The organism is Bacillus sp. PS108 (genome assembly GCF_037963335.1).
GTDB lineage: Bacteria > Bacillota > Bacilli > Bacillales > Bacillaceae > Bacillus > Bacillus subtilis.
Window position 1 is genome coordinate 4,018,637 of record NZ_CP150155.1, and the last position, 18,567, is coordinate 4,037,203.

Sequence of the window (18,567 nt, forward strand, 5' to 3'; positions counted from 1 at the left end):
CGCCAATAGGCATCTAGACTTTTGTTTTCTTTACAATAGGCTGCCACGACAGATACGTAGCGCTTCTCCACAGCCACTCAAACGGCCCCATCCGAAAGACACGAAGCCAAAGGTGGCTGAAGGCCATTTGAACGGCACAAACAGCAATTGTAATGAGCACACCCGCAGCAGGGTACACTTTTCCATACAGGCCCAAGCCGTAATGATAAAAAATCCAAGTACACACAATAGACTGCATCAAATAATTGGTAAATGCCATCCTCCCAACAGCGGAGAATGATTGCAGCACTGTTCTCACTCTTGTTTTATGATAAAGATAGACAACCGTTGTAACATAGAAAAACATGAGGAAAGGCGCGCCAATCAGCAGAAATAGTTCCTTTTCCGTTACACTGTACAGCACATGGGCGCCGATGCCGATGACAAGCCCAGCCATCCATAATCGTTTTAATCCTTTGCGATGCTTTTCCGGTTCATGCAAATACCGTGATTTTGCTGCCTCAGCTCCCAGCAAAAACATGCTGAAATAAGGAATGGATGCAAAGAAGAAGTTGAGCGGATTATACGTAAGCATGCCATTCGAAGACATATAAACAAGACGGTCATGGATCCGCTGTTCTGCAATGTCCTTCAGGCTGCCGCTTCCATAAACATGAATCGCTTGTGTTGCCTGCTGTGTTACCGCTTGTACCCATTCCTGTCCGTTTGATTGATCAAAACTTATCAACATGAACGGAATGGAAAACAGAAGATACAAAGAGACCGCCCATATCAGCAGTGTTTTCGGCTTTGCTTTTCGAAACAAGAGCAGGACAAAACCGAGCAAGGCATATTCTGTTAAAATATCCCCGTCCCATATCAAAAAGGCATGAATCGTTCCAAACAAGAGAAGCGCCATTAACCTTCTCACATATAACGGAACAAACCGTTTCCCTTTGTTTTCTGCTCTCTCCATCATGACAACCATGCCAAATCCAAATAAAAAGGAAAACAATAAAATACATTTTGTTTGAATGAAGAATTTCAGTATATCTGCGGCGGCAAAATCAGCTTCAGACCACTTATCCATGAAAAAATTCTCTTTTCCAAGCATAGACAAATACATATCCGGATAACTGAAATGTGCCAGATTGACAAATAAGATGCCGAAAATCGCCATTCCTCTCAGCACATCAAGCACACCGATCCGCTCATTTGTTAAAGTCGGCTGTAATGAAGACATAGCCATCACGCTCCTTTTTTCTGTACCTTAAGGGTATGAAAAAATGAAGCGCGGAAACATCGATTTAGGTGTCAGGCCGGCATGAAAACCTTACAATCTTGTCATCTTTATGGTTTCATCACCTTTAAATCTAATGCTTCGATATTCTGCAAAACGCGATCAAAGCGCAAAGCCTGAGGCTCACATGGGAAGATGTGGCCTTCATACGGGTCGCCCAACGTCCGGAAAAACGGTTCAAATAAACCAGGAACCAATACGCCCACCATCTTAGTATAGTGAGAATCAAGGCGATAGGAGTGAACGGTATTTGCAGGGACATGCAGGAAATCTCCCGGATTCAGCTGAATTTCCTGGCCATCTGCCCACATCGTCATCTGGCCTTCAAGGCAATAAAATGTTTCTGTATGATGTTCATGGTAGTGATCAACGATTCGGTCACCTTTAGGGCCTTCAGAGGATACGACGATAAACTGGCCATCTGTATTTTTTTGTGCAGCCACAATGCGGTGAAGCTGATCTCCCGTCAACAGGCGATCTCCTTCTCCAGATTCAAGAACGTATGGAACGGCTCCATCTGGGAGCTCTGTAAGTTCCGCTAATTTGGCCGAACATGCAGGCTTTTCTTCATCTAGAAATACAATGTCCGCTACAGCGGCTGCTTCTGCAAACCGCTCGTTTGAGACTTCTTCGCTTGCGTACGGCGGATGTTCAGCGTGATCATACGGATTCCCAATAACGGAATACAAGTGCGCTACGTTTCCTTTCATCGTGTAAGACACCAGTCTTGTTCTGTGGCTCTGCATCCGGTAGCTGTGCGGTGTTCCCGCCGGAATGTTGGCATAATCACCTGATATTAATAAATAGCGTTCACCATCAAGTGTCAGTTCCAGTTTCCCGTCCAAAACGAGAATTCCTTCATGTGTGTCCTTGTGGACGTGAAGCGGAAAGGCATCTCCTTTTCCCCCGGAAAGAAGCACGATCTCAAACAAATCACCTGTGCTCCTCCCATTCGCCATCACCGTGGCAACCTGTCTGCCGAACAGATAGCGCTCGCCTTCTCCGCTCCGGAGCAAATAAGGCATTTTTTCTTTAGGCAATGAATGTGTACATAATGTTTTCATATTATCGCTTCCTCCAATTTAGACCAGTCTATATACTATAACTTTTTTTTACTAGACCGTTCTATATAATTGTAGGAGAAAGGATAACAAAATGCTACCCTTTTTTTCTCACCAGCACTGGTATTTGTTCGGCAATGAGAAGAAGAGGCGTTTTGTCTTTATTCGTTAACGAAAGCATGATGCCGCCCTCAATCATCGAATTAATCAGCGTTCCAAGCTGATTTGCTTCTTCTTCTGCAAATCCGTTTTCCATTAATTTTCTGGCAAAAACCGCTTCCCAGCTTTTAAACACCTTCATGCAAACCGTCCGCAGCGGTTCACTGATTAACGCTGTCTCACTCGCCAGCAAACCGACTGGAATACCTTTAATGCTTTCTGTGTTGTCAAATTGGCTGGCTGTTTTTTTGATAAAAAGCTGAATCGCTTCAACAGGATCAGAGGATTCATCCATGCTTTGCTGTATCAGATGTTCAACGATCTTACCTGTATATGTAACCGCTTCAATTGCTAGTTCTTCTTTGCCATTCGGAAAAAAGTGATAAAGCGATCCTTTTGGAGCACCGCTTTCTTTTACAATCTGGTTCAAACCTGTCGCGTGATATCCTTGCAGCTGGAACAGACGTGACGCCGTGTGAAGGATTTTTTCACGTGAATCTCCTCTGCTAGTCATTAAAACATTCCCTCCTAGGTATGGTAGAGCGACTTATATAATATAAAAAAGAACCCTGTGATTGTCAAAAGGGGTAAGACCCTTCCGGATGGGGTAATGTACAAAAACAGCGTCTAGGAGGGATCTCTCAATGACAATCGATCATTCAGTCACAAATACAGAGCAGCTTGAACAACAGAACCCCGCCATAAAAACAAAGCTCAAACTGAAAAAGCTTAAGGATCAGGTGATCGTCATTACCGGCGCTTCAAGCGGTATCGGACTTGTCACGGCGAGAATGGCAGCTGAAAAAGGCGCAAAGGTCGTGGCAGCAGCGCGAAATGAAGAGGCGCTGAAGGAGCTCACTGATGAACTTAAGGAAAAAGGGCACGACGCCATATGGGTAAAGGCGGATGTCGGAAAAGAAGAGGACGTCAACCGCATCGCAGAAACCGCGATCAGCACATTCGGCCGCTTTGATACATGGGTCAACAATGCGGCCGTCTCGACTTTCGGACACGCCATGGACGTCACCGTCGAAGACATGAAGCGCATGTTCGACACAAATTTCTGGGGACCTGTTTACGGAACAAGAGCGGCTGTCAAACACTACACCGGCAGAGGTGTGCCGGGCGCACTCATTAATGTAGGAAGCCTGTTCGGAGACAGGGGAACGGTCATTCAATCCACATATGCATCTGCCAAATTTGCGCTTCACGGCTGGACGGAAAGCATCCGAATGGAGCTCGAAAAGGAACAGGCGCCCGTCTCGGTAACGCTCATCCACCCGGGCAGAATTGACACACCTTATAACGAGCACGCGCACAGCTACCTCGACAAACAGCCGGCTCATTACCGCTCCATGATCTATCCGCCGGAAGCAGTCGCCGAAGCTATCCTGTTTGCCGCCGAAAACCCTAAGCGCGACATGTACATCGGCTCACAGGCCAAAGCCATCGCCATGCTGGGCGCGCTTTTCCCTCGTCTGACCGACAGACTGATGGAAAAAATCATGTATCACAGCCAGCATGCCGAAAGACCGTCCAAACCGCGAGAAGAAAGCGCTCTTTATGATGCGGGCTGCGGTATGCATGACAGAGGCACAAATAAAGGATGGATGAGGTCAAGAAGCTACTACACAAAAGCGACGAAGCGCCCTATTGTATCGGCGGCTGTTGTTGCCGGACTAGTGGCTTGGGCTGCCGCCAAACGATGCAGATAATCTCTGACCATGATAGAAAAACCCATGCTGTTCCAGCGAACCATGGGTTTTTCAGCTGTTAATCGATAAAAGCCTTGTTCATACGCTGCAGCAGCTCGCCAAACATCTCTTTTTCCTGTGTTGACCATTCTTTCAGCATCTGTTCATAACGTTCAAGGCGCTTTTGCTGATCGGCTTTTAATAGTTGTTTGCCGAGTTTTGTAATGGTAAACAGGCTGACTCTCCCATCAGATGGGTCTGAGAAACGATAGATGAGCTCCTTTGCCTCTAATGCAGCTGCTTGTCTTGAAAGAGTAGAAATATCAAGCTTAAACGATTCTGCCAATTCCTTAACACGAGCAGGCCCAAACTCATCCAATTGTCTCAGTAATAAGTACGAAGATCTCTCCAAATTCCCTGTTCTTTTCTCTGATTGATCCAGATAAACAGCTCTCCTGATAAAAGTCGTCAGCTCATATTCAATTAATTCAACTGGATTTTGATTTTGCAATCGCTCTCGCTCCCTATTCCAATCTCCGGCATTGACAACATCATATATACTTGTATAATACAAATGTACATTAACTGAATAAATACAAGTCGTTATATGACTAAATCAATTATTATACTTGTATAGTACAATCATATAAAAAGAAAGTAAAGCGATTCCTCAGAACCATCCTAGAAGCAAGCACCAGAAAGGAGGAAGCTGTTCTGATTGGAGAGCAGCACTTGATGTGAAAGTCATACGAATTATTTTGCAAGTGTTGATATTATATGTATTTTTTATGATCGGGGAAGCCATTCAGCATCTGTTTCATTTATCTGTATCAGGAAGCATCGTTGGATTGGTATTGCTTCTGATCTGCTTGGGCCTCCGTATTGTTCCCGTCTCCATCATTGAAGACGGAGCAGGGTTTTTATTATCCTTCCTTCCATTGTTGTTCATCCCGGCAATGACAGGAGTGATAAACTATCCGTCTCTCATTTCATTCAATGGCCTGATGCTGCTGATTACAGTCGTTCTGAGCACCATCGTCACGATCATTGCGGCTGGATTCGCCAGCCAGCTATTAGAGAAAAAAGCAAAAAAACGGGAGGAGAAAGAGAAATGCAGCAAGCATGTATCGCGATCATTATAATTCTTTTAACAGTTGCCGCTTATTTAGCGATGGTCAAACTCTATAAGCGATTCCCGCTTCCATTTCTGATCCCCGTTCTGACAACGACCATTTTGATTGTAGCGGTTTTGATGATGTTCCATGTTTCCTATGAAGGCTATATGATCGGGGGGAAATGGATCAATACTTTGCTTGGGCCGGCTGTTGTGGCGCTGGCCTATCCGCTTTATAAACAGTGGCATATCATTGTCAAACATTGTATTCCCATTTTAGGCGGCGTCCTGGTCGGATTATGCATGGGAATGATCAGCGGGCTGATCTTCGCAGAAGCATTCGGGATTGATCATGATCTCTTATTATCCATTCTGCCAAAGTCGATCACAACCCCTGTCGCTATTCAGATCGCCGCCGGTCTTGGCGGCGTCCCTTCCATGACAGTCGTATTTGTCATGATTGCGGGCTTTTCAGGCGTTATCCTCGGGCCGCTTTTCCTAAAATGGCTTCGCATACGCAGCTCCCTTGGACAAGGCATTGCATTAGGCAGCGCCTCCCATGCACTGGGCACCTCCAAAGCATTGGAATATGGGGAATTGGCCGTATCCATGAGTTCCGTCTCCATGACGCTTTGTGCGGTGCTCGGCTCATTCTTCGGCCCGCTCGTCGTCTGGCTGTTTCATATTTAACAAAGAAAGACTGCCCCGGGGGAGGGCAGTCTTTTTCGTTTAAGAAGCAAAAAAATCAATCAGCGGCTGAAAGTCCTTAGATAAATCAACGTCATTCGGTTCTGCTTGAAGCAGGCGGTCAATCATACGCTCCAGTTCCTCAATATGATGTTGATCTGTGTATTCAATGAAGTTTAAGCTTTCAAGCCAATCCCGGTATGAATGTTTGGCTTTGCCATAGCTGTTTCCAAAGACAAGGCAAGGTGTTTTGGTGATAATCGAGAAAATCATCGCGTGAAGGCGGTCGGTAATCACCAATTTACTGGAGCCGATGCGGTCCAGCATCTCCATAAAATGCTTTTCACGATCAGCGTAATCGATGGTGTCGACCGTATCCAGCACCGTATCGGTACGCTCTGTGTAAGTTGTTTTTTCTGCCCATTTCTTCATCTGTGAAATAAAATCTTCGTCAGTCACTTTCTCCTTATCCGCTCTTAAAATAAAGAGAACGCCGTCCCGCTCGAGCTCTCGCGGCACAATATCCAAGGAAAGCACCATGTCCGGTGTAAAGATCACATTGGAGTTGAAGGTCTCCTTCACAACATCCAGTGTTTGCGTCTCACGCGCAGCAATCGTTAAGTTTGTATTTTGATGGTACGCATCCTGTGTTTTTTTCTTTTCCTTCTGTCCTTCCTCTGTATCCTCAAAATAAACGGATTGTGGCAGAGAAATTGATTTGTAGTCTTTAAACGCCGAAAAGACCTTTCTTCTGTCTTCCTCAATATCAAGATAAAGGTTTCCTAAATTCCCTCCGCCTGTAAAGCAGACAATATCGTCTTCACGAATGATCTCTTTCACCAGTTCAATGCCCTCATCCGTCGCATAATCCATAATCTCAATGTATTCATAATACGGAAAATGATTTTTGACAAATTTCTCTTCCGCATACGCAATCGCTTGGTCGCCAATGTTTGTGTAACTAGGGGAACCAAACAAAAATACTTTTCGTTTATCATTTAACAGAGCTTCCGGCTCCACATTTGGCGCAATGCCTTTTACTAGTTTTTTGCCTTTGATTTCTTGTACAGTCATATCTGCGTCCTCCTTCTGGGATGAATTCCTCATTGTGTGTTAACTGTCTCTACCCAAAAAGAAGGATGGCTATGCATTGGCATGTGCATCGGCTATATCAGAAACATCGTTTTCGCCAATTTGATAGACGCTGCAATGTCCCGCGCCGTTCTTTCCATATATTCCGCGGCATGTTCAAACGCATCTTCTAGCGGCACGGCTCCGGGGACGATGCTGAAAAGCGCATCGATCCCGTGTTGATAGACGACATCACTGTCTCGTGATACTGATCCCGCAATACCGATGACGGGCACATCGTATGATTTAGCCGCCTTGGCTACGCCGATCGGCGTTTTTCCATGAACCGTTTGGCTGTCGATCCGTCCCTCGCCGGTAATCACAAGATCTGCATCCTGAACGATACTTTCAAAATCAATCGCATTAAGGACAATATCAATGCCTCTTTTCAGGTCAGCCTGAAGATAAGTCAGCAGGCTCCATCCAAGACCGCCCGCTGCACCGGCGCCCTCTGTATCTCGGAAGGTTGATCCGAGCTCTTTTTCTGCCATATCAGCGAAATGGCTTACGTTCTGGTCTAGTACATCCAGCATGTCGGCCGTCGCGCCTTTTTGCGGCCCGAAAACAGCCGTAGCGCCCTTTGGTCCTGTTAACGGATTGTCCACGTCACAGGCAACTTCCAGTTTGACATTCCGCAATCTGGAATCAAGCCCGCTAACATCTATTGATGCAAGCTGAGATAACGCGCCGCCCCCTGGGCCAATCTCGCGGCCTGAGTTATCAAGAAGCCTTACGCCCAATGCCTGAATCATCCCGGCTCCCCCGTCGTTCGTGGCGCTTCCGCCGATTCCGATGATCAAACGCTCCGCTCCTGCATCAAGAGCTGCCCCGATTAATTCTCCCGTTCCCCTTGTTGTAGTGATGAGCGGATTTCGCTTATCTACAGGCACCAGATGCAGCCCTGAAGCAGCAGCCATTTCAATCACAGCTGTTCTCCCATCTCCCATCATGCCAAAGAAAGCTCTCACCGGTTCCCCCAGCGGCCCTGTGACAACTTGCTCTATGATCCTTCCATTGGTCGCATCGACCAGAGATTGAACGGTTCCCTCGCCGCCATCCGCCACCGGCAATTTTCTGTAATCAGCACCCGGAAAGACCGATTTGAAACCTCTTTCTATCGCTTCGGCTGCCTCCAGAGCTGATAAGCTTTCCTTAAAAGAATCAGGTGCAATGATGATTTTCATCCAAATCGCCTCTTTCAAAACATGATTCACTTACGCTAGTTATCTCCAATGTACCATATTTCATTTAGAAATAAATACCATAATGATCGGGAAAAATTTTATTAAAAATTAGAAATGAAAGTGTTTGCATAAAAGAAATATTCACGTTATCATACTTGTATACAAGTATACTTCTTGAGTGAGGAAGGTGAGTGTATGCTAGACTCCAAAGACCTGTTGTATCCCGCAAAATGGCTCTCAAAAGCGTCAACCGGAGTTCGTGTCGCATACGAGCTGAGAATGCGGATCGTTTCAGGCCTGATTGAAAGCGGTACCATTTTATCAGAAAATACAATCGCCGCCGAGTTTTCAGTAAGCCGTTCGCCGGTTCGCGAAGCGCTAAAAATACTCGCATCCGAAAAAATCATCCGCTTAGAACGAATGGGAGCGGTCGTAATTGGTTTAACTGAGAAGAAAATCGCGGAAATTTATGATGTGCGTTTACTATTAGAAACATTTGTCTTTGAACGGCTTGTCAAAATAGACATTGAGCCTTTAGTTAAGGATCTCAGCAAAATTCTTGAAATGATGAAAGTCTCAATCAAATATGAGGACGCTGACGAATTTTCATTTCAAGATGTGCTGTTCCATGAAACCATTATCCGAGCGATTGATCATTCATACATTCAGATGATCTGGAACAATCTAAAACCCGTCATGGAAAGCTTTATTCTTTTATCGATGCGGGTACGGTTAAAGGAAAAGTATGAAGACTTCACAAGGATTTTAGATAACCACGAGCTTTATATTCAAGCCATCAAAACAAAGGATAGGGCGCTGATGATTCAGTCTCTTCACCAAAACTTTGATGATGTGCAGGATAAGGTAGAAGACCTATGGCTCTCACAACAAATGCTGGCAAAAGGAGCTGAATACAACAATGACTAGTTATATGTTAGGAATCGATATCGGCACGACAAGCACAAAAGCTGTGCTGTTCAGTGAAAACGGAGATGTGGTACAGAAAGAAAGCATCGGCTACCCGCTCTATACACCGGACATCTCAACAGCTGAACAAAACCCGGAAGAGATATTTCAGGCAGTCATCCATACAACAGCGAGAATTACAAAACAGCATCCCGAAAAACAGATCTCTTTCATTTCGTTCAGCAGCGCCATGCACAGCGTCATTGCAATCGACGAAAATGACAAGCCGCTGACGCCATGCATCACATGGGCCGACAACCGAAGTGAAGGCTGGGCGCATAAGATCAAAGAGGAATTGAACGGACATGAGGTGTACAAACGGACGGGAACACCGATTCATCCGATGGCACCGTTAAGTAAAATTGCCTGGATCACGAATGAAAGGAAAGAAATCGCTTCCAAGTCAAAAAAATATATCGGCATCAAAGAATACATTTTTAAACAGCTGTTCAATGAGTATGTCATCGATTACTCATTGGCATCAGCGACAGGCATGATGAACCTGAAAGGCTTGGATTGGGACGAAGAGGCACTGCGCATCGCAGGCATCACGCCGGATCACTTATCCAAACTCGTGCCGACAACCGAGATCTTTCAGCACTGCAGCCCGGAAATAGCGATCCAAATGGGAATCGATCCGGAAACGCCTTTTGTCATCGGCGCCAGCGACGGCGTGCTGTCCAACCTCGGTGTCAACGCCATTAAAAAGGGCGAAATCGCCGTCACCATCGGTACAAGCGGTGCCATCCGGACGATTATTGACAAGCCGCAAACCGATGAAAAAGGGAGAATTTTTTGCTATGCCTTGACGGACAAGCATTGGGTTATTGGGGGGCCTGTGAACAATGGAGGCATCGTCCTTCGCTGGATCAGAGACGAGTTTGCCTCCTCCGAAATCGAAACAGCGACACGGCTGGGCATTGATCCATATGACGTGCTGACGAAAATTGCCCAACGCGTCAGACCCGGTTCTGACGGTCTGCTGTTCCACCCATATCTCGCCGGAGAACGCGCTCCGTTGTGGAATCCGGATGTACGCGGCTCATTTTTTGGCCTGACCATGTCGCATAAGAAAGAGCATATGATACGCGCGGCATTGGAAGGCGTCATTTACAACCTGTACACGGTGTTCTTGGCGTTAACTGAATGCATGGATGGCCCGGTAACCCGCATCCAAGCGACAGGGGGATTTGCAAGGTCGGAGGTTTGGCGCCAAATGATGTCGGATATCTTCGAATCAGAGGTTGTCGTTCCGGAAAGCTACGAAAGCTCATGTCTCGGCGCCTGCATTTTAGGCCTGTATGCAACAGGAAAAATTGACTCTTTCGATGCCGTGTCCGACATGATCGGCAGCACATACAGACATACGCCGATCGAAGACTCAGCCAAGGAATACAGAACATTAATGCCGATTTTCATCAATCTATCAAGATTATTAGAAAATCAATATACACAAATTGCAGATTATCAGAGGGGCTTAATCACACACAAATAGTACATGACATGAAGGGGAGGGAATTACCATGCCGTTAATCATCGTTGCACTTGGGATCTTAGCATTACTATTTCTGATTATGGGCTTAAAATTAAACACATTTATTTCCCTGCTGGTCGTATCGTTCGGCGTGGCACTGGCACTCGGGATGCCGTTCGATAAAGTTGTCAGCTCCATCGAAGCAGGAATAGGGGGGACTCTTGGCCACATCGCGCTCATCTTCGGACTCGGTGCGATGCTGGGCAAGCTGATCGCGGATTCAGGAGGCGCACAGCGCATTGCGATGACGCTCGTCAACAAATTCGGTGAGAAAAATATTCAATGGGCCGTTGTCATTGCCTCATTTATTATTGGGATTGCGTTATTTTTTGAAGTAGGACTGGTTCTATTAATTCCGATTGTCTTTGCGATTTCAAGAGAATTGAAGATTTCTATTTTATTTCTCGGAATCCCGATGGTCGCGGCACTATCCGTTACACACGGTTTCCTGCCGCCGCACCCGGGACCTACGGCGATCGCCGGTGAGTATGGCGCTAATATTGGAGAAGTGCTGCTGTACGGCTTTATTGTTGCTGTTCCGACAGTGCTCATCGCAGGGCCGTTATTTACAAAGTTCGCGAAAAAAATCGTTCCTGCATCATTTGCGAAAAACGGCAATATTGCATCACTCGGCACACAAAAAACGTTTAATCTTGAAGAAACACCCGGCTTTGGAATCAGTGTCTTTACTGCAATGCTCCCGATTATCATTATGTCGGTCGCGACCATTATCGACCTGCTTCAAGAAACAATCGGGTTTGCAGATAACGGAGTTTTAGCTTTTATCAGATTGATTGGAAACGCATCGACTGCTATGATTATTTCGTTATTGGTCGCAGTCTATACAATGGGCATCAAGCGCAACATTCCAGTCAAAACCGTGATGGATTCTTGTTCAACTGCCATTTCACAAATTGGCATGATGCTTTTGATCATCGGAGGAGGCGGCGCCTTCAAACAAGTGCTGATCAACGGCGGTGTCGGCGATTACGTAGCAGACTTATTCAAAGGAACGGCATTATCGCCAATCATTCTGGCATGGCTCATCGCGGCGATCCTGCGCATTTCTCTAGGATCGGCGACTGTTGCCGCACTCAGCACAACAGGTCTGGTCATTCCGTTATTGGGCCATTCTGATGTTAACCTGGCGTTAGTCGTACTCGCAACAGGCGCCGGAAGTGTCATCGCTTCACACGTCAATGACGCCGGCTTCTGGATGTTCAAGGAATACTTCGGATTAAGCATGAAAGAAACATTCGCCACATGGACATTGCTGGAAACCATTATTTCCGTTGCTGGACTGGGATTCATTTTATTGTTAAGTTTAGTTGTATGAAATTAAGAAGGAGCTGTAACACATGTTCAATTCGATTGGTGTCATAGGCTTAGGCGTAATGGGAAGCAACATCGCCTTAAACATGGCAAATAAAGGTGAAAACGTCGCTGTCTATAATTACACCAGAGATTTAACGGACCAGCTTATCCAAAAGCTGGATGGACAATCTCTCAGCCCGTATTACGAGCTTGAGGACTTTGTTCAATCGTTAGAAAAACCAAGAAAAATCTTTTTGATGGTCACAGCGGGAAAACCCGTAGATTCCGTCATCCAATCATTAAAGCCTTTGCTTGAAGAAGGCGACGTCATCATGGACGGAGGAAACTCCCACTATGAAGACACAGAAAGAAGATATGACGAGCTGAAGGATAAAGGGATCGGCTACCTGGGAGTCGGCATTTCCGGCGGTGAAGTCGGTGCATTAACAGGGCCTTCCATCATGCCGGGCGGAGATCGCGACGTCTATGAGAAAGCCGCTCCTATCCTGACGAAAATCGCAGCTCAAGTCGGAGATGACCCTTGTTGTGTCTATATCGGACCAAAAGGGGCAGGGCACTTTACAAAGATGGTGCACAACGGCATTGAATATGCAGACATGCAGCTGATTGCAGAAGCGTATACGTTTCTAAGAGAAACGCTTCATCTGCCGCTAGATGAAATTGCATCTATTTTTGAAACATGGAATCAAGGTGAGCTGAAAAGCTATTTAATAGAGATTACAGCTGAGATTTTACGCAAAAAAGACGAAAAAACAGGACAGCCTCTGATCGATGTCATCCTTGATAAAACCGGACAAAAAGGCACTGGAAAATGGACGAGCATGCAGGCGATTGATAACGGCATCCCGTCCACGATCATCACAGAGTCCTTGTTCGCCCGCTACTTGTCATCCTTAAAAGAAGAACGGATGGCAGCTCAAGACGTATTAGCAGGCCCGGAATCCGAAGAAAAACACTTGGATAAAGACACCTGGGTTGAATACGTCAGACAGGCTCTTTACATGGGGAAAGTATGCGCCTATGCACAAGGCTTTGCCCAATATAAGATGTCATCTGAGCTTTACGGCTGGAATCTGCCGCTCAAAGACATTGCCTTGATTTTCCGAGGCGGCTGCATCATCCGCGCTGATTTCCTAAACGTGATCAGCGAAGCATTCAGTGAGCAGCCAAATCTGGCAAACCTGCTGATCGCGCCTTATTTCACAGATAAGCTCCATGACTATCAAACAGGCCTGCGAAAAGTCGTTTGCGAGGGTATCAGCACCGGAATCTCTTTCCCATGCTTAACTACCGCGCTCTCTTATTACGACGGCTACCGCACAGGGCGTTCCAATGCGAACCTCTTGCAGGCGCAGCGCGATTACTTTGGCGCTCACACGTACGAACGGACTGATATGGACGGCGTTTTCCATACGAATTGGTCTGAATAACCTGTCATCAAAAACACGGTCAGTTTTCAACTGAACCGTGTTTTTTTCTTCTATCCCAAACAACAGAAGACATAAGTTATGTTTTAAATATCATAAACAGTGATACAATAATAGCTAGAAACAATCCCCAAGATCATCATGTGACAGCAGCTTGCTGTTCCGTTCTATTCTGCTTTTGGCCATTGTCCTTTGCCCTTGCCCATGGTGTCATAAAATGTTCAAATGCCAAAACGGCCTGGCATTCTGATTTACAAAAATCCCTGAAAACCTTGTCTAATTGAGAATCAGCCTCTCATTTGTTATAAAAGAAATGCATAAATCCTACCTGTCACACCTTTAGTAAGATGAAAAAAAGTAGGTTATGGCTTGACAAAAAATATATATTAATTAATAATTCATATATAATTAGAATTATTATTGAAAGCGAATATGCTTTCTAATACATTTTTAGGAGGAATATACATTATGTCTTTAATCGGTAAAGAAGTACTTCCATTCGAAGCAAAAGCATTCAAAAACGGTGAATTCATCGATGTAACAAACGAAGATTTGAAAGGCCAATGGAGCGTATTCTGCTTCTACCCAGCAGATTTCTCTTTCGTGTGCCCAACTGAGCTTGAAGATCTTCAAGAACAATATGCTGCTCTTAAAGAATTAGGTGTTGAAGTATACTCTGTTTCTACAGATACTCACTTCGTACACAAAGGCTGGCATGACAGCTCTGAAAAAATCAGCAAAATCACTTACGCAATGATCGGTGACCCATCTCAAACGATCTCTCGCAACTTCGATGTTCTTGACGAAGAAACTGGCCTTGCTGACCGCGGAACATTCATCATCGATCCAGATGGCGTTATCCAAACTGTTGAAATCAATGCAGGCGGTATCGGCCGTGACGCAAGCAACCTTGTAAACAAAGTAAAAGCAGCTCAATACGTTCGTCAAAACCCAGGTGAAGTTTGCCCGGCTAAATGGGAAGAAGGCGGCGAAACTCTTACACCTAGCCTTGATCTAGTAGGTAAAATCTAAGGAGTGCATTCAATTGGTACTTGATGCAAACATCAAAGCACAATTAAATCAATATATGCAGCTAATTGAGAATGACATTGTTCTCAAAGTTAGCGCAGGCGAAGATGACACTTCTAAGGACATGCTGGCTCTCGTTGATGAGCTGGCTTCCATGTCATCGAAAATTTCAGTTGAAAAAGCTGAATTAAACAGAACGCCAAGCTTCAGTGTCAATCGTGTCGGAGAAGACACTGGCGTGACTTTCGCCGGTATCCCTCTGGGCCACGAATTCACATCATTAGTGTTGGCGCTGCTCCAAGTGAGCGGCAGACCGCCTAAGGTGGACCAAAAAGTCATTGATCAGGTGAAGAAGATCAGCGGTGAATACCACTTCGAATCTTATATCAGCCTGACATGCCACAACTGTCCTGATGTTGTACAAGCTTTAAACATGATGAGCGTGCTGAACCCGAACATTACGCACACGATGATTGACGGTGCAGCATACAAAGCAGAAGTTGAAAGCAAAAACATTATGGCAGTGCCGACCGTTTACCTGAATGGCGAATCCTTCGGAAGCGGCCGTATGACGCTTGAAGAAATTCTTGCGAAAATGGGCAGCGGCACAGATGCATCTGAGTTTGCTGACAAAGAGCCGTTTGACGTTCTTGTGGTCGGAGGCGGACCTGCTGGTGCTAGTGCAGCGATTTATACTGCACGTAAAGGCATCCGCACTGGGGTTGTCGCTGAACGCTTCGGCGGACAGGTTCTCGACACCATGAGCATCGAAAACTTCATCAGCGTCAAAGCGACGGAAGGACCGAAGCTAGCGGCAAGTCTTGAAGAGCATGTGAAGGAATATGATATTGATGTCATGAACCTTCAGCGTGCGAAACGCCTTGAGAAGAAAGATCTGTTCGAACTTGAACTCGAAAACGGCGCTGTCCTGAAAAGTAAAACAGTGATCCTTTCAACAGGTGCACGCTGGCGCAATGTCAACGTACCCGGTGAACAAGAGTTCAAAAACAAAGGTGTCGCATACTGCCCGCACTGTGATGGGCCATTGTTTGAAGGCAAAGACGTTGCGGTAATCGGCGGCGGAAACTCTGGTATCGAAGCAGCAATTGATCTTGCAGGTATTGTGAATCACGTTACTGTACTAGAATTCGCGCCGGAACTGAAAGCAGACGAAGTCCTGCAAAAACGTCTCTACAGCCTGCCTAACGTTACTGTCGTGAAAAACGCACAAACAAAAGAAATCACAGGTGATCAGAGTGTTAACGGCATCACATACGTAGACCGCGAAACAGGCGAAGAAAAACACGTTGAACTTCAAGGTGTATTCGTCCAAATCGGTCTCGTGCCAAACACAGAATGGTTAGAAGGAACGGTTGAACGCAACCGCATGGGCGAAATCATCGTCGACAAACACGGCGCAACAAGCGTACCAGGCTTATTTGCTGCCGGCGACTGCACAGACAGTGCGTACAACCAAATTATTATTTCTATGGGATCAGGTGCAACTGCCGCTCTCGGCGCGTTTGATTACCTAATCCGTAACTGATATAAGAAAGCCGCTATATTGCCAGATTGGCAGGATAGCGGCTTTTTCTTTTTCTACAGAAAAAACCCGAACCAGGCACTACGGTAAAAGTGCTCGATTCGGGCCAGCTTCTTATAGTTCCTCGCCGTTCGTTTGAATGACATTTTTGTACCACTCAAATGAATCTTTTTTATATCGCTTCATCTCGCCTGTTGTGAAGAGACGATATCAATAATGCCCCAAGGCGTATAGCCCAATTTTTGAATGTAAAGAGCTTAGCCTCCTAGACACCCGCCCTACCTAAAAAGGTGCAAGAGATTCTCTTGCACCTAAATATTAGAATTTCAAACGTGATTTTACTTATAATAATTATAATTATTAAATGTTGCGATCATATCTTCTTGTGTTCCTTTGTTTCCGCGGTTCGTATTAAAGTATAACGTGCCATCATCAAAATCAACAGATTCTATTTCAAAAAGTGTATAGGCACCGCTGGTAATCCGGAAAGATAAGTTGTTACGGGTGAACAATTCTTTCGAAAAGTCAGCTGTTTGAGTTGCTTTTTGTTCTTTAATCAAACTATTTATATCCAAAGGATACGTTAATATAATGCTAACATTAGAGGCATTTCCATTTGCATCTGGTTTTGAAAGCGGCACATATAAGGTTCCTTGATAGAAGGAAATCCCTTGCTGGATGTATTTAGAAACATCTTCTATCTTATTATTTACTATAGCTTTCGTATAATTGAGTTTAAAAGTAGCCTCATAGTCAAATCGTCCAGTTTTATCATTAAATGTACCAACGAAAAACCTTTTTCCTGATCTAACGATAAATTTATCTGTTCCGACAGAATATGTAATGCCACTTACAGATAAATTAGAACCCTTATAATTCAAAACATAAGTTTTGGCAACTTTGTATGTTTTCTTTGTTGTATCTACACTCAGTTTTATTATTTTATTGACATATTTAGTTCCATCTGACATTGGAGCAACATAAATGCTTACATTTTTATCACCTGCAGATGCTTTTACAGCTAAATCATTAGCGTGACCTAAATCATAACTAGTACTATTTGTGTCTGAATTTTTAAGTAGTGTAACAGTTCTATTACTCGATGTACTGCTCATTTTAATAGAGAATAATTGAGTTTTTTGAGTTGCGCTGTTCAGTTTTGCTGCATAAATAGCATTATTGTTGCGATCCACACACATTCCCTGCATCGCAGTAAAATACCCTGATTTTGATAAAGGTGTATAAGTTGTATACGTGTTAAAGTAACCGGATTGAGCGTATACAGTTGTGGCAGCTAAACTGCTTATAGCTAAGACAACCGCCGTTATTAAGACTTTTGGTTTGCTAAACATCCACGCCATCCTCCTATATTTTATTTCCAAATTATATCATTAAAGAGATTTTATCGTCAATGCATTACCCATTTATGTAAATTCGACTTCTTACCTTATAATTCAAGAAATTATTTGCTTAACCCTTAAATATGAAAACAAAAAGACCTACCAACGTCTGAGACTTTTGGAGGGAAAATGAATATCTTGGTGATTCAATGTAATGAAATTCAGTAATTTTTATATATAAGTGTTTAACAGGCAAAATATCTCTGTTAGTATGGCAACCAAAGGAGGAGGATCAATGATGCAAAGAATAATGAAGCTAACCACAGTAAAACTGGCGGCCTTGGTATTCCTAGTAGGTGCCTTATCCCTCCCGGTTTTACCCATTGCAGCGGATGCTACAGAATCCCAAGCTACATACAAAGTTGAAAACCTCAACGATAGTGAGCTGAAGATGACGTTCGATCATGCAGATGTTCAGATTGCTGATGGAAATGCAATATTAAAAGATCATGTAACGGGCGAAGAACAAGTTCTCCCTAAAAGCTCAACTGACAAAAATGGTGATCCTGTTACACTACAATACGAAAAAATCGATCATGGCGTTTTAATCAAAGTAGTAAACCAAGAGTCTGGACAAACTAGCGGTACAATCAGTACCCAATCAGTTGGAAAATGTATTCTGGGGACTGGCGGCGGTGCGATAACTGGCGGCGGTACACTAGGTCTTGCAGGAGCTGCCGTAGGAACAGTCACAATCCCCGGCATTGGAACTGTAGGGGCTGGCGCTGTTGGTGCGATTACGGAGCGGTTGGCGGTGCGATGACAGGCGCTGCTGCATCTTGCTTCTAATATAGAACTCTTCTTTCATTAACTACGGAAGGTGGTCGACATGTACAAAATCATCATTCCTGCCATACTAGCCATCTTTGCGCTCTGGATACTCTTACAGATTTCACTAGAGATGAGCATCGTTAAGAATCCAATGAACTACTTTATCGTATTCATTATCTTTTTCCTCTTTGTAAAGATGGTGAAAGAAAAACAATAATAGTTTGGGCGATGCAAACAGAAAAACATCCTTCCC

The 18,567-nt window shown here is 44.7% G+C and carries 17 protein-coding genes and 2 pseudogenes; 11 read left to right on the forward strand and 8 right to left on the reverse strand.

Annotated features, from left to right (window positions below):
- Positions 1-13: 13 nt before the first annotated feature.
- The 3 genes from NSQ16_RS20855 to yxaF form a co-directional block, all read right to left on the reverse strand.
- Positions 14-1,222 (reverse strand): DUF418 domain-containing protein, encoded by a 1,209-nt coding sequence (locus tag NSQ16_RS20855; RefSeq protein ID WP_003227027.1) that lies wholly within the window; start codon positions 1,220-1,222, stop codon positions 14-16.
- A gap of 107 nt (positions 1,223-1,329) precedes the next feature.
- Complete coding sequence (qdoI, locus tag NSQ16_RS20860; RefSeq protein ID WP_003227025.1) at positions 1,330-2,343, reverse strand: quercetin 2,3-dioxygenase; 1,014 nt, start codon at positions 2,341-2,343, stop codon at positions 1,330-1,332.
- A gap of 94 nt (positions 2,344-2,437) precedes the next feature.
- Positions 2,438-3,013, reverse strand: a complete 576-nt coding sequence (yxaF, locus tag NSQ16_RS20865; RefSeq protein WP_003227022.1) for a transcriptional regulator YxaF — start codon at positions 3,011-3,013, stop codon at positions 2,438-2,440.
- A 130-nt stretch (positions 3,014-3,143) separates the two neighbouring features.
- Between yxaF and NSQ16_RS20870 the strand changes: the two genes are divergently transcribed.
- Complete coding sequence (locus NSQ16_RS20870) at positions 3,144-4,214, forward strand: SDR family oxidoreductase (RefSeq protein WP_106610966.1); 1,071 nt, start codon at positions 3,144-3,146, stop codon at positions 4,212-4,214.
- 58 nt (positions 4,215-4,272) lie between these two features.
- Here NSQ16_RS20870 and NSQ16_RS20875 read toward each other — a convergent pair whose 3' ends face one another.
- Positions 4,273-4,704, reverse strand: a complete 432-nt coding sequence (locus NSQ16_RS20875) for a MarR family transcriptional regulator (RefSeq protein WP_003243994.1) — start codon at positions 4,702-4,704, stop codon at positions 4,273-4,275.
- Positions 4,705-4,930: 226 nt separating this feature from the next.
- Here NSQ16_RS20875 and NSQ16_RS20880 point away from each other — a divergent pair, with 226 nt between their 5' ends.
- Together NSQ16_RS20880 and NSQ16_RS20885 are read left to right on the forward strand one after the other, a co-directional pair.
- The gene (locus NSQ16_RS20880; protein ID WP_038428093.1) at positions 4,931-5,335 is read left to right on the forward strand and encodes a CidA/LrgA family holin-like protein; all 405 of its coding nucleotides are present in this window, start codon (positions 4,931-4,933) and stop codon (positions 5,333-5,335) included.
- Positions 5,305-5,997 carry an LrgB family protein gene (locus NSQ16_RS20885; protein ID WP_069703571.1) on the forward strand — a complete coding sequence of 231 codons (693 nt, stop codon included), beginning with the start codon at positions 5,305-5,307 and terminating at the stop codon, positions 5,995-5,997. Before NSQ16_RS20880 ends, NSQ16_RS20885 begins: the two co-directional genes overlap by 31 nt.
- 39 nt (positions 5,998-6,036) lie before the next feature.
- On the opposite strand, the gene NSQ16_RS20890 is transcribed toward NSQ16_RS20885, so the two are convergent.
- Positions 6,037-7,068 carry a polysaccharide pyruvyl transferase family protein gene (locus NSQ16_RS20890; RefSeq protein ID WP_106610967.1) on the reverse strand — a complete coding sequence of 344 codons (1,032 nt, stop codon included), beginning with the start codon at positions 7,066-7,068 and terminating at the stop codon, positions 6,037-6,039.
- 92 nt (positions 7,069-7,160) lie between these two features.
- A complete protein-coding gene (locus NSQ16_RS20895; RefSeq protein WP_106610968.1) occupies positions 7,161-8,309 on the reverse strand; it encodes a glycerate kinase in 1,149 nt (382 codons plus the stop codon).
- A gap of 195 nt (positions 8,310-8,504) precedes the next feature.
- Here NSQ16_RS20895 and gntR point away from each other — a divergent pair, with 195 nt between their 5' ends.
- The 6 genes from gntR to ahpF all read left to right on the forward strand — a co-directional run bounded on the left by gntR (position 8,505) and on the right by ahpF (position 16,146).
- Positions 8,505-9,236 carry a gluconate operon transcriptional repressor GntR gene (gntR, locus tag NSQ16_RS20900; protein WP_003243132.1) on the forward strand — a complete coding sequence of 244 codons (732 nt, stop codon included), beginning with the start codon at positions 8,505-8,507 and terminating at the stop codon, positions 9,234-9,236.
- A complete protein-coding gene (gntK, locus tag NSQ16_RS20905) occupies positions 9,229-10,770 on the forward strand; it encodes a gluconokinase (RefSeq protein WP_106610969.1) in 1,542 nt (513 codons plus the stop codon). Before gntR ends, gntK begins: the two co-directional genes overlap by 8 nt.
- 28 nt (positions 10,771-10,798) lie before the next feature.
- Complete coding sequence (gene gntP / locus NSQ16_RS20910; protein ID WP_003243139.1) at positions 10,799-12,145, forward strand: gluconate permease GntP; 1,347 nt, start codon at positions 10,799-10,801, stop codon at positions 12,143-12,145.
- Positions 12,146-12,167: 22 nt separating this feature from the next.
- Positions 12,168-13,574, forward strand: a complete 1,407-nt coding sequence (gene gnd / locus NSQ16_RS20915) for a decarboxylating NADP(+)-dependent phosphogluconate dehydrogenase (protein WP_106610970.1) — start codon at positions 12,168-12,170, stop codon at positions 13,572-13,574.
- A gap of 465 nt (positions 13,575-14,039) precedes the next feature.
- Positions 14,040-14,603, forward strand: a complete 564-nt coding sequence (gene ahpC / locus NSQ16_RS20920; RefSeq protein WP_003243686.1) for an alkyl hydroperoxide reductase subunit C — start codon at positions 14,040-14,042, stop codon at positions 14,601-14,603.
- A gap of 13 nt (positions 14,604-14,616) precedes the next feature.
- Positions 14,617-16,146 (forward strand): alkyl hydroperoxide reductase subunit F, encoded by a 1,530-nt coding sequence (ahpF, locus tag NSQ16_RS20925; RefSeq protein ID WP_003243077.1) that lies wholly within the window; start codon positions 14,617-14,619, stop codon positions 16,144-16,146.
- A 111-nt stretch (positions 16,147-16,257) separates the two neighbouring features.
- Here the strand turns inward: ahpF and NSQ16_RS20930 are convergent.
- Positions 16,258-16,382: pseudogene (locus tag NSQ16_RS20930) on the reverse strand (hypothetical protein); the annotation flags it as partial.
- Between the two features lie 99 nt (positions 16,383-16,481).
- Positions 16,482-17,495: a hypothetical protein gene (locus NSQ16_RS20935; protein ID WP_106610971.1), complete on the reverse strand. Its 1,014-nt coding sequence runs from the start codon at positions 17,493-17,495 to the stop codon at positions 16,482-16,484.
- A gap of 286 nt (positions 17,496-17,781) precedes the next feature.
- Here NSQ16_RS20935 and NSQ16_RS20940 point away from each other — a divergent pair.
- Positions 17,782-18,332 (forward strand): annotated as a pseudogene (locus NSQ16_RS20940) (Pathogenicity island protein).
- Between the two features lie 40 nt (positions 18,333-18,372).
- Positions 18,373-18,531, forward strand: a complete 159-nt coding sequence (locus NSQ16_RS20945) for a hypothetical protein (RefSeq protein ID WP_009968424.1) — start codon at positions 18,373-18,375, stop codon at positions 18,529-18,531.
- Positions 18,532-18,567 lie beyond the last annotated feature (36 nt).

What these genes read in the sequence shown, in the direction of transcription:
- NSQ16_RS20945 (WP_009968424.1), top strand. Translation starts at nt 18,373, where the DNA reads ATGTACAAAATCATCATTCCTGCCATACTAGCCATCTTTGCGCTCTGG.
- gntR (WP_003243132.1), top strand. Translation starts at nt 8,505, where the DNA reads ATGCTAGACTCCAAAGACCTGTTGTATCCCGCAAAATGGCTCTCAAAA.
- yxaF (WP_003227022.1), bottom strand. Translation starts at nt 3,013, where the DNA reads ATGACTAGCAGAGGAGATTCACGTGAAAAAATCCTTCACACGGCGTCA.
- qdoI (WP_003227025.1), bottom strand. Translation starts at nt 2,343, where the DNA reads ATGAAAACATTATGTACACATTCATTGCCTAAAGAAAAAATGCCTTAT.
- NSQ16_RS20935 (WP_106610971.1), bottom strand. Translation starts at nt 17,495, where the DNA reads ATGTTTAGCAAACCAAAAGTCTTAATAACGGCGGTTGTCTTAGCTATA.
- gntK (WP_106610969.1), top strand. Translation starts at nt 9,229, where the DNA reads ATGACTAGTTATATGTTAGGAATCGATATCGGCACGACAAGCACAAAA.
- gnd (WP_106610970.1), top strand. Translation starts at nt 12,168, where the DNA reads ATGTTCAATTCGATTGGTGTCATAGGCTTAGGCGTAATGGGAAGCAAC.
- NSQ16_RS20885 (WP_069703571.1), top strand. Translation starts at nt 5,305, where the DNA reads ATGCAGCAAGCATGTATCGCGATCATTATAATTCTTTTAACAGTTGCC.
- NSQ16_RS20870 (WP_106610966.1), top strand. Translation starts at nt 3,144, where the DNA reads ATGACAATCGATCATTCAGTCACAAATACAGAGCAGCTTGAACAACAG.
- ahpC (WP_003243686.1), top strand. Translation starts at nt 14,040, where the DNA reads ATGTCTTTAATCGGTAAAGAAGTACTTCCATTCGAAGCAAAAGCATTC.
- NSQ16_RS20895 (WP_106610968.1), bottom strand. Translation starts at nt 8,309, where the DNA reads ATGAAAATCATCATTGCACCTGATTCTTTTAAGGAAAGCTTATCAGCT.
- NSQ16_RS20890 (WP_106610967.1), bottom strand. Translation starts at nt 7,068, where the DNA reads ATGACTGTACAAGAAATCAAAGGCAAAAAACTAGTAAAAGGCATTGCG.
- gntP (WP_003243139.1), top strand. Translation starts at nt 10,799, where the DNA reads ATGCCGTTAATCATCGTTGCACTTGGGATCTTAGCATTACTATTTCTG.
- NSQ16_RS20855 (WP_003227027.1), bottom strand. Translation starts at nt 1,222, where the DNA reads ATGTCTTCATTACAGCCGACTTTAACAAATGAGCGGATCGGTGTGCTT.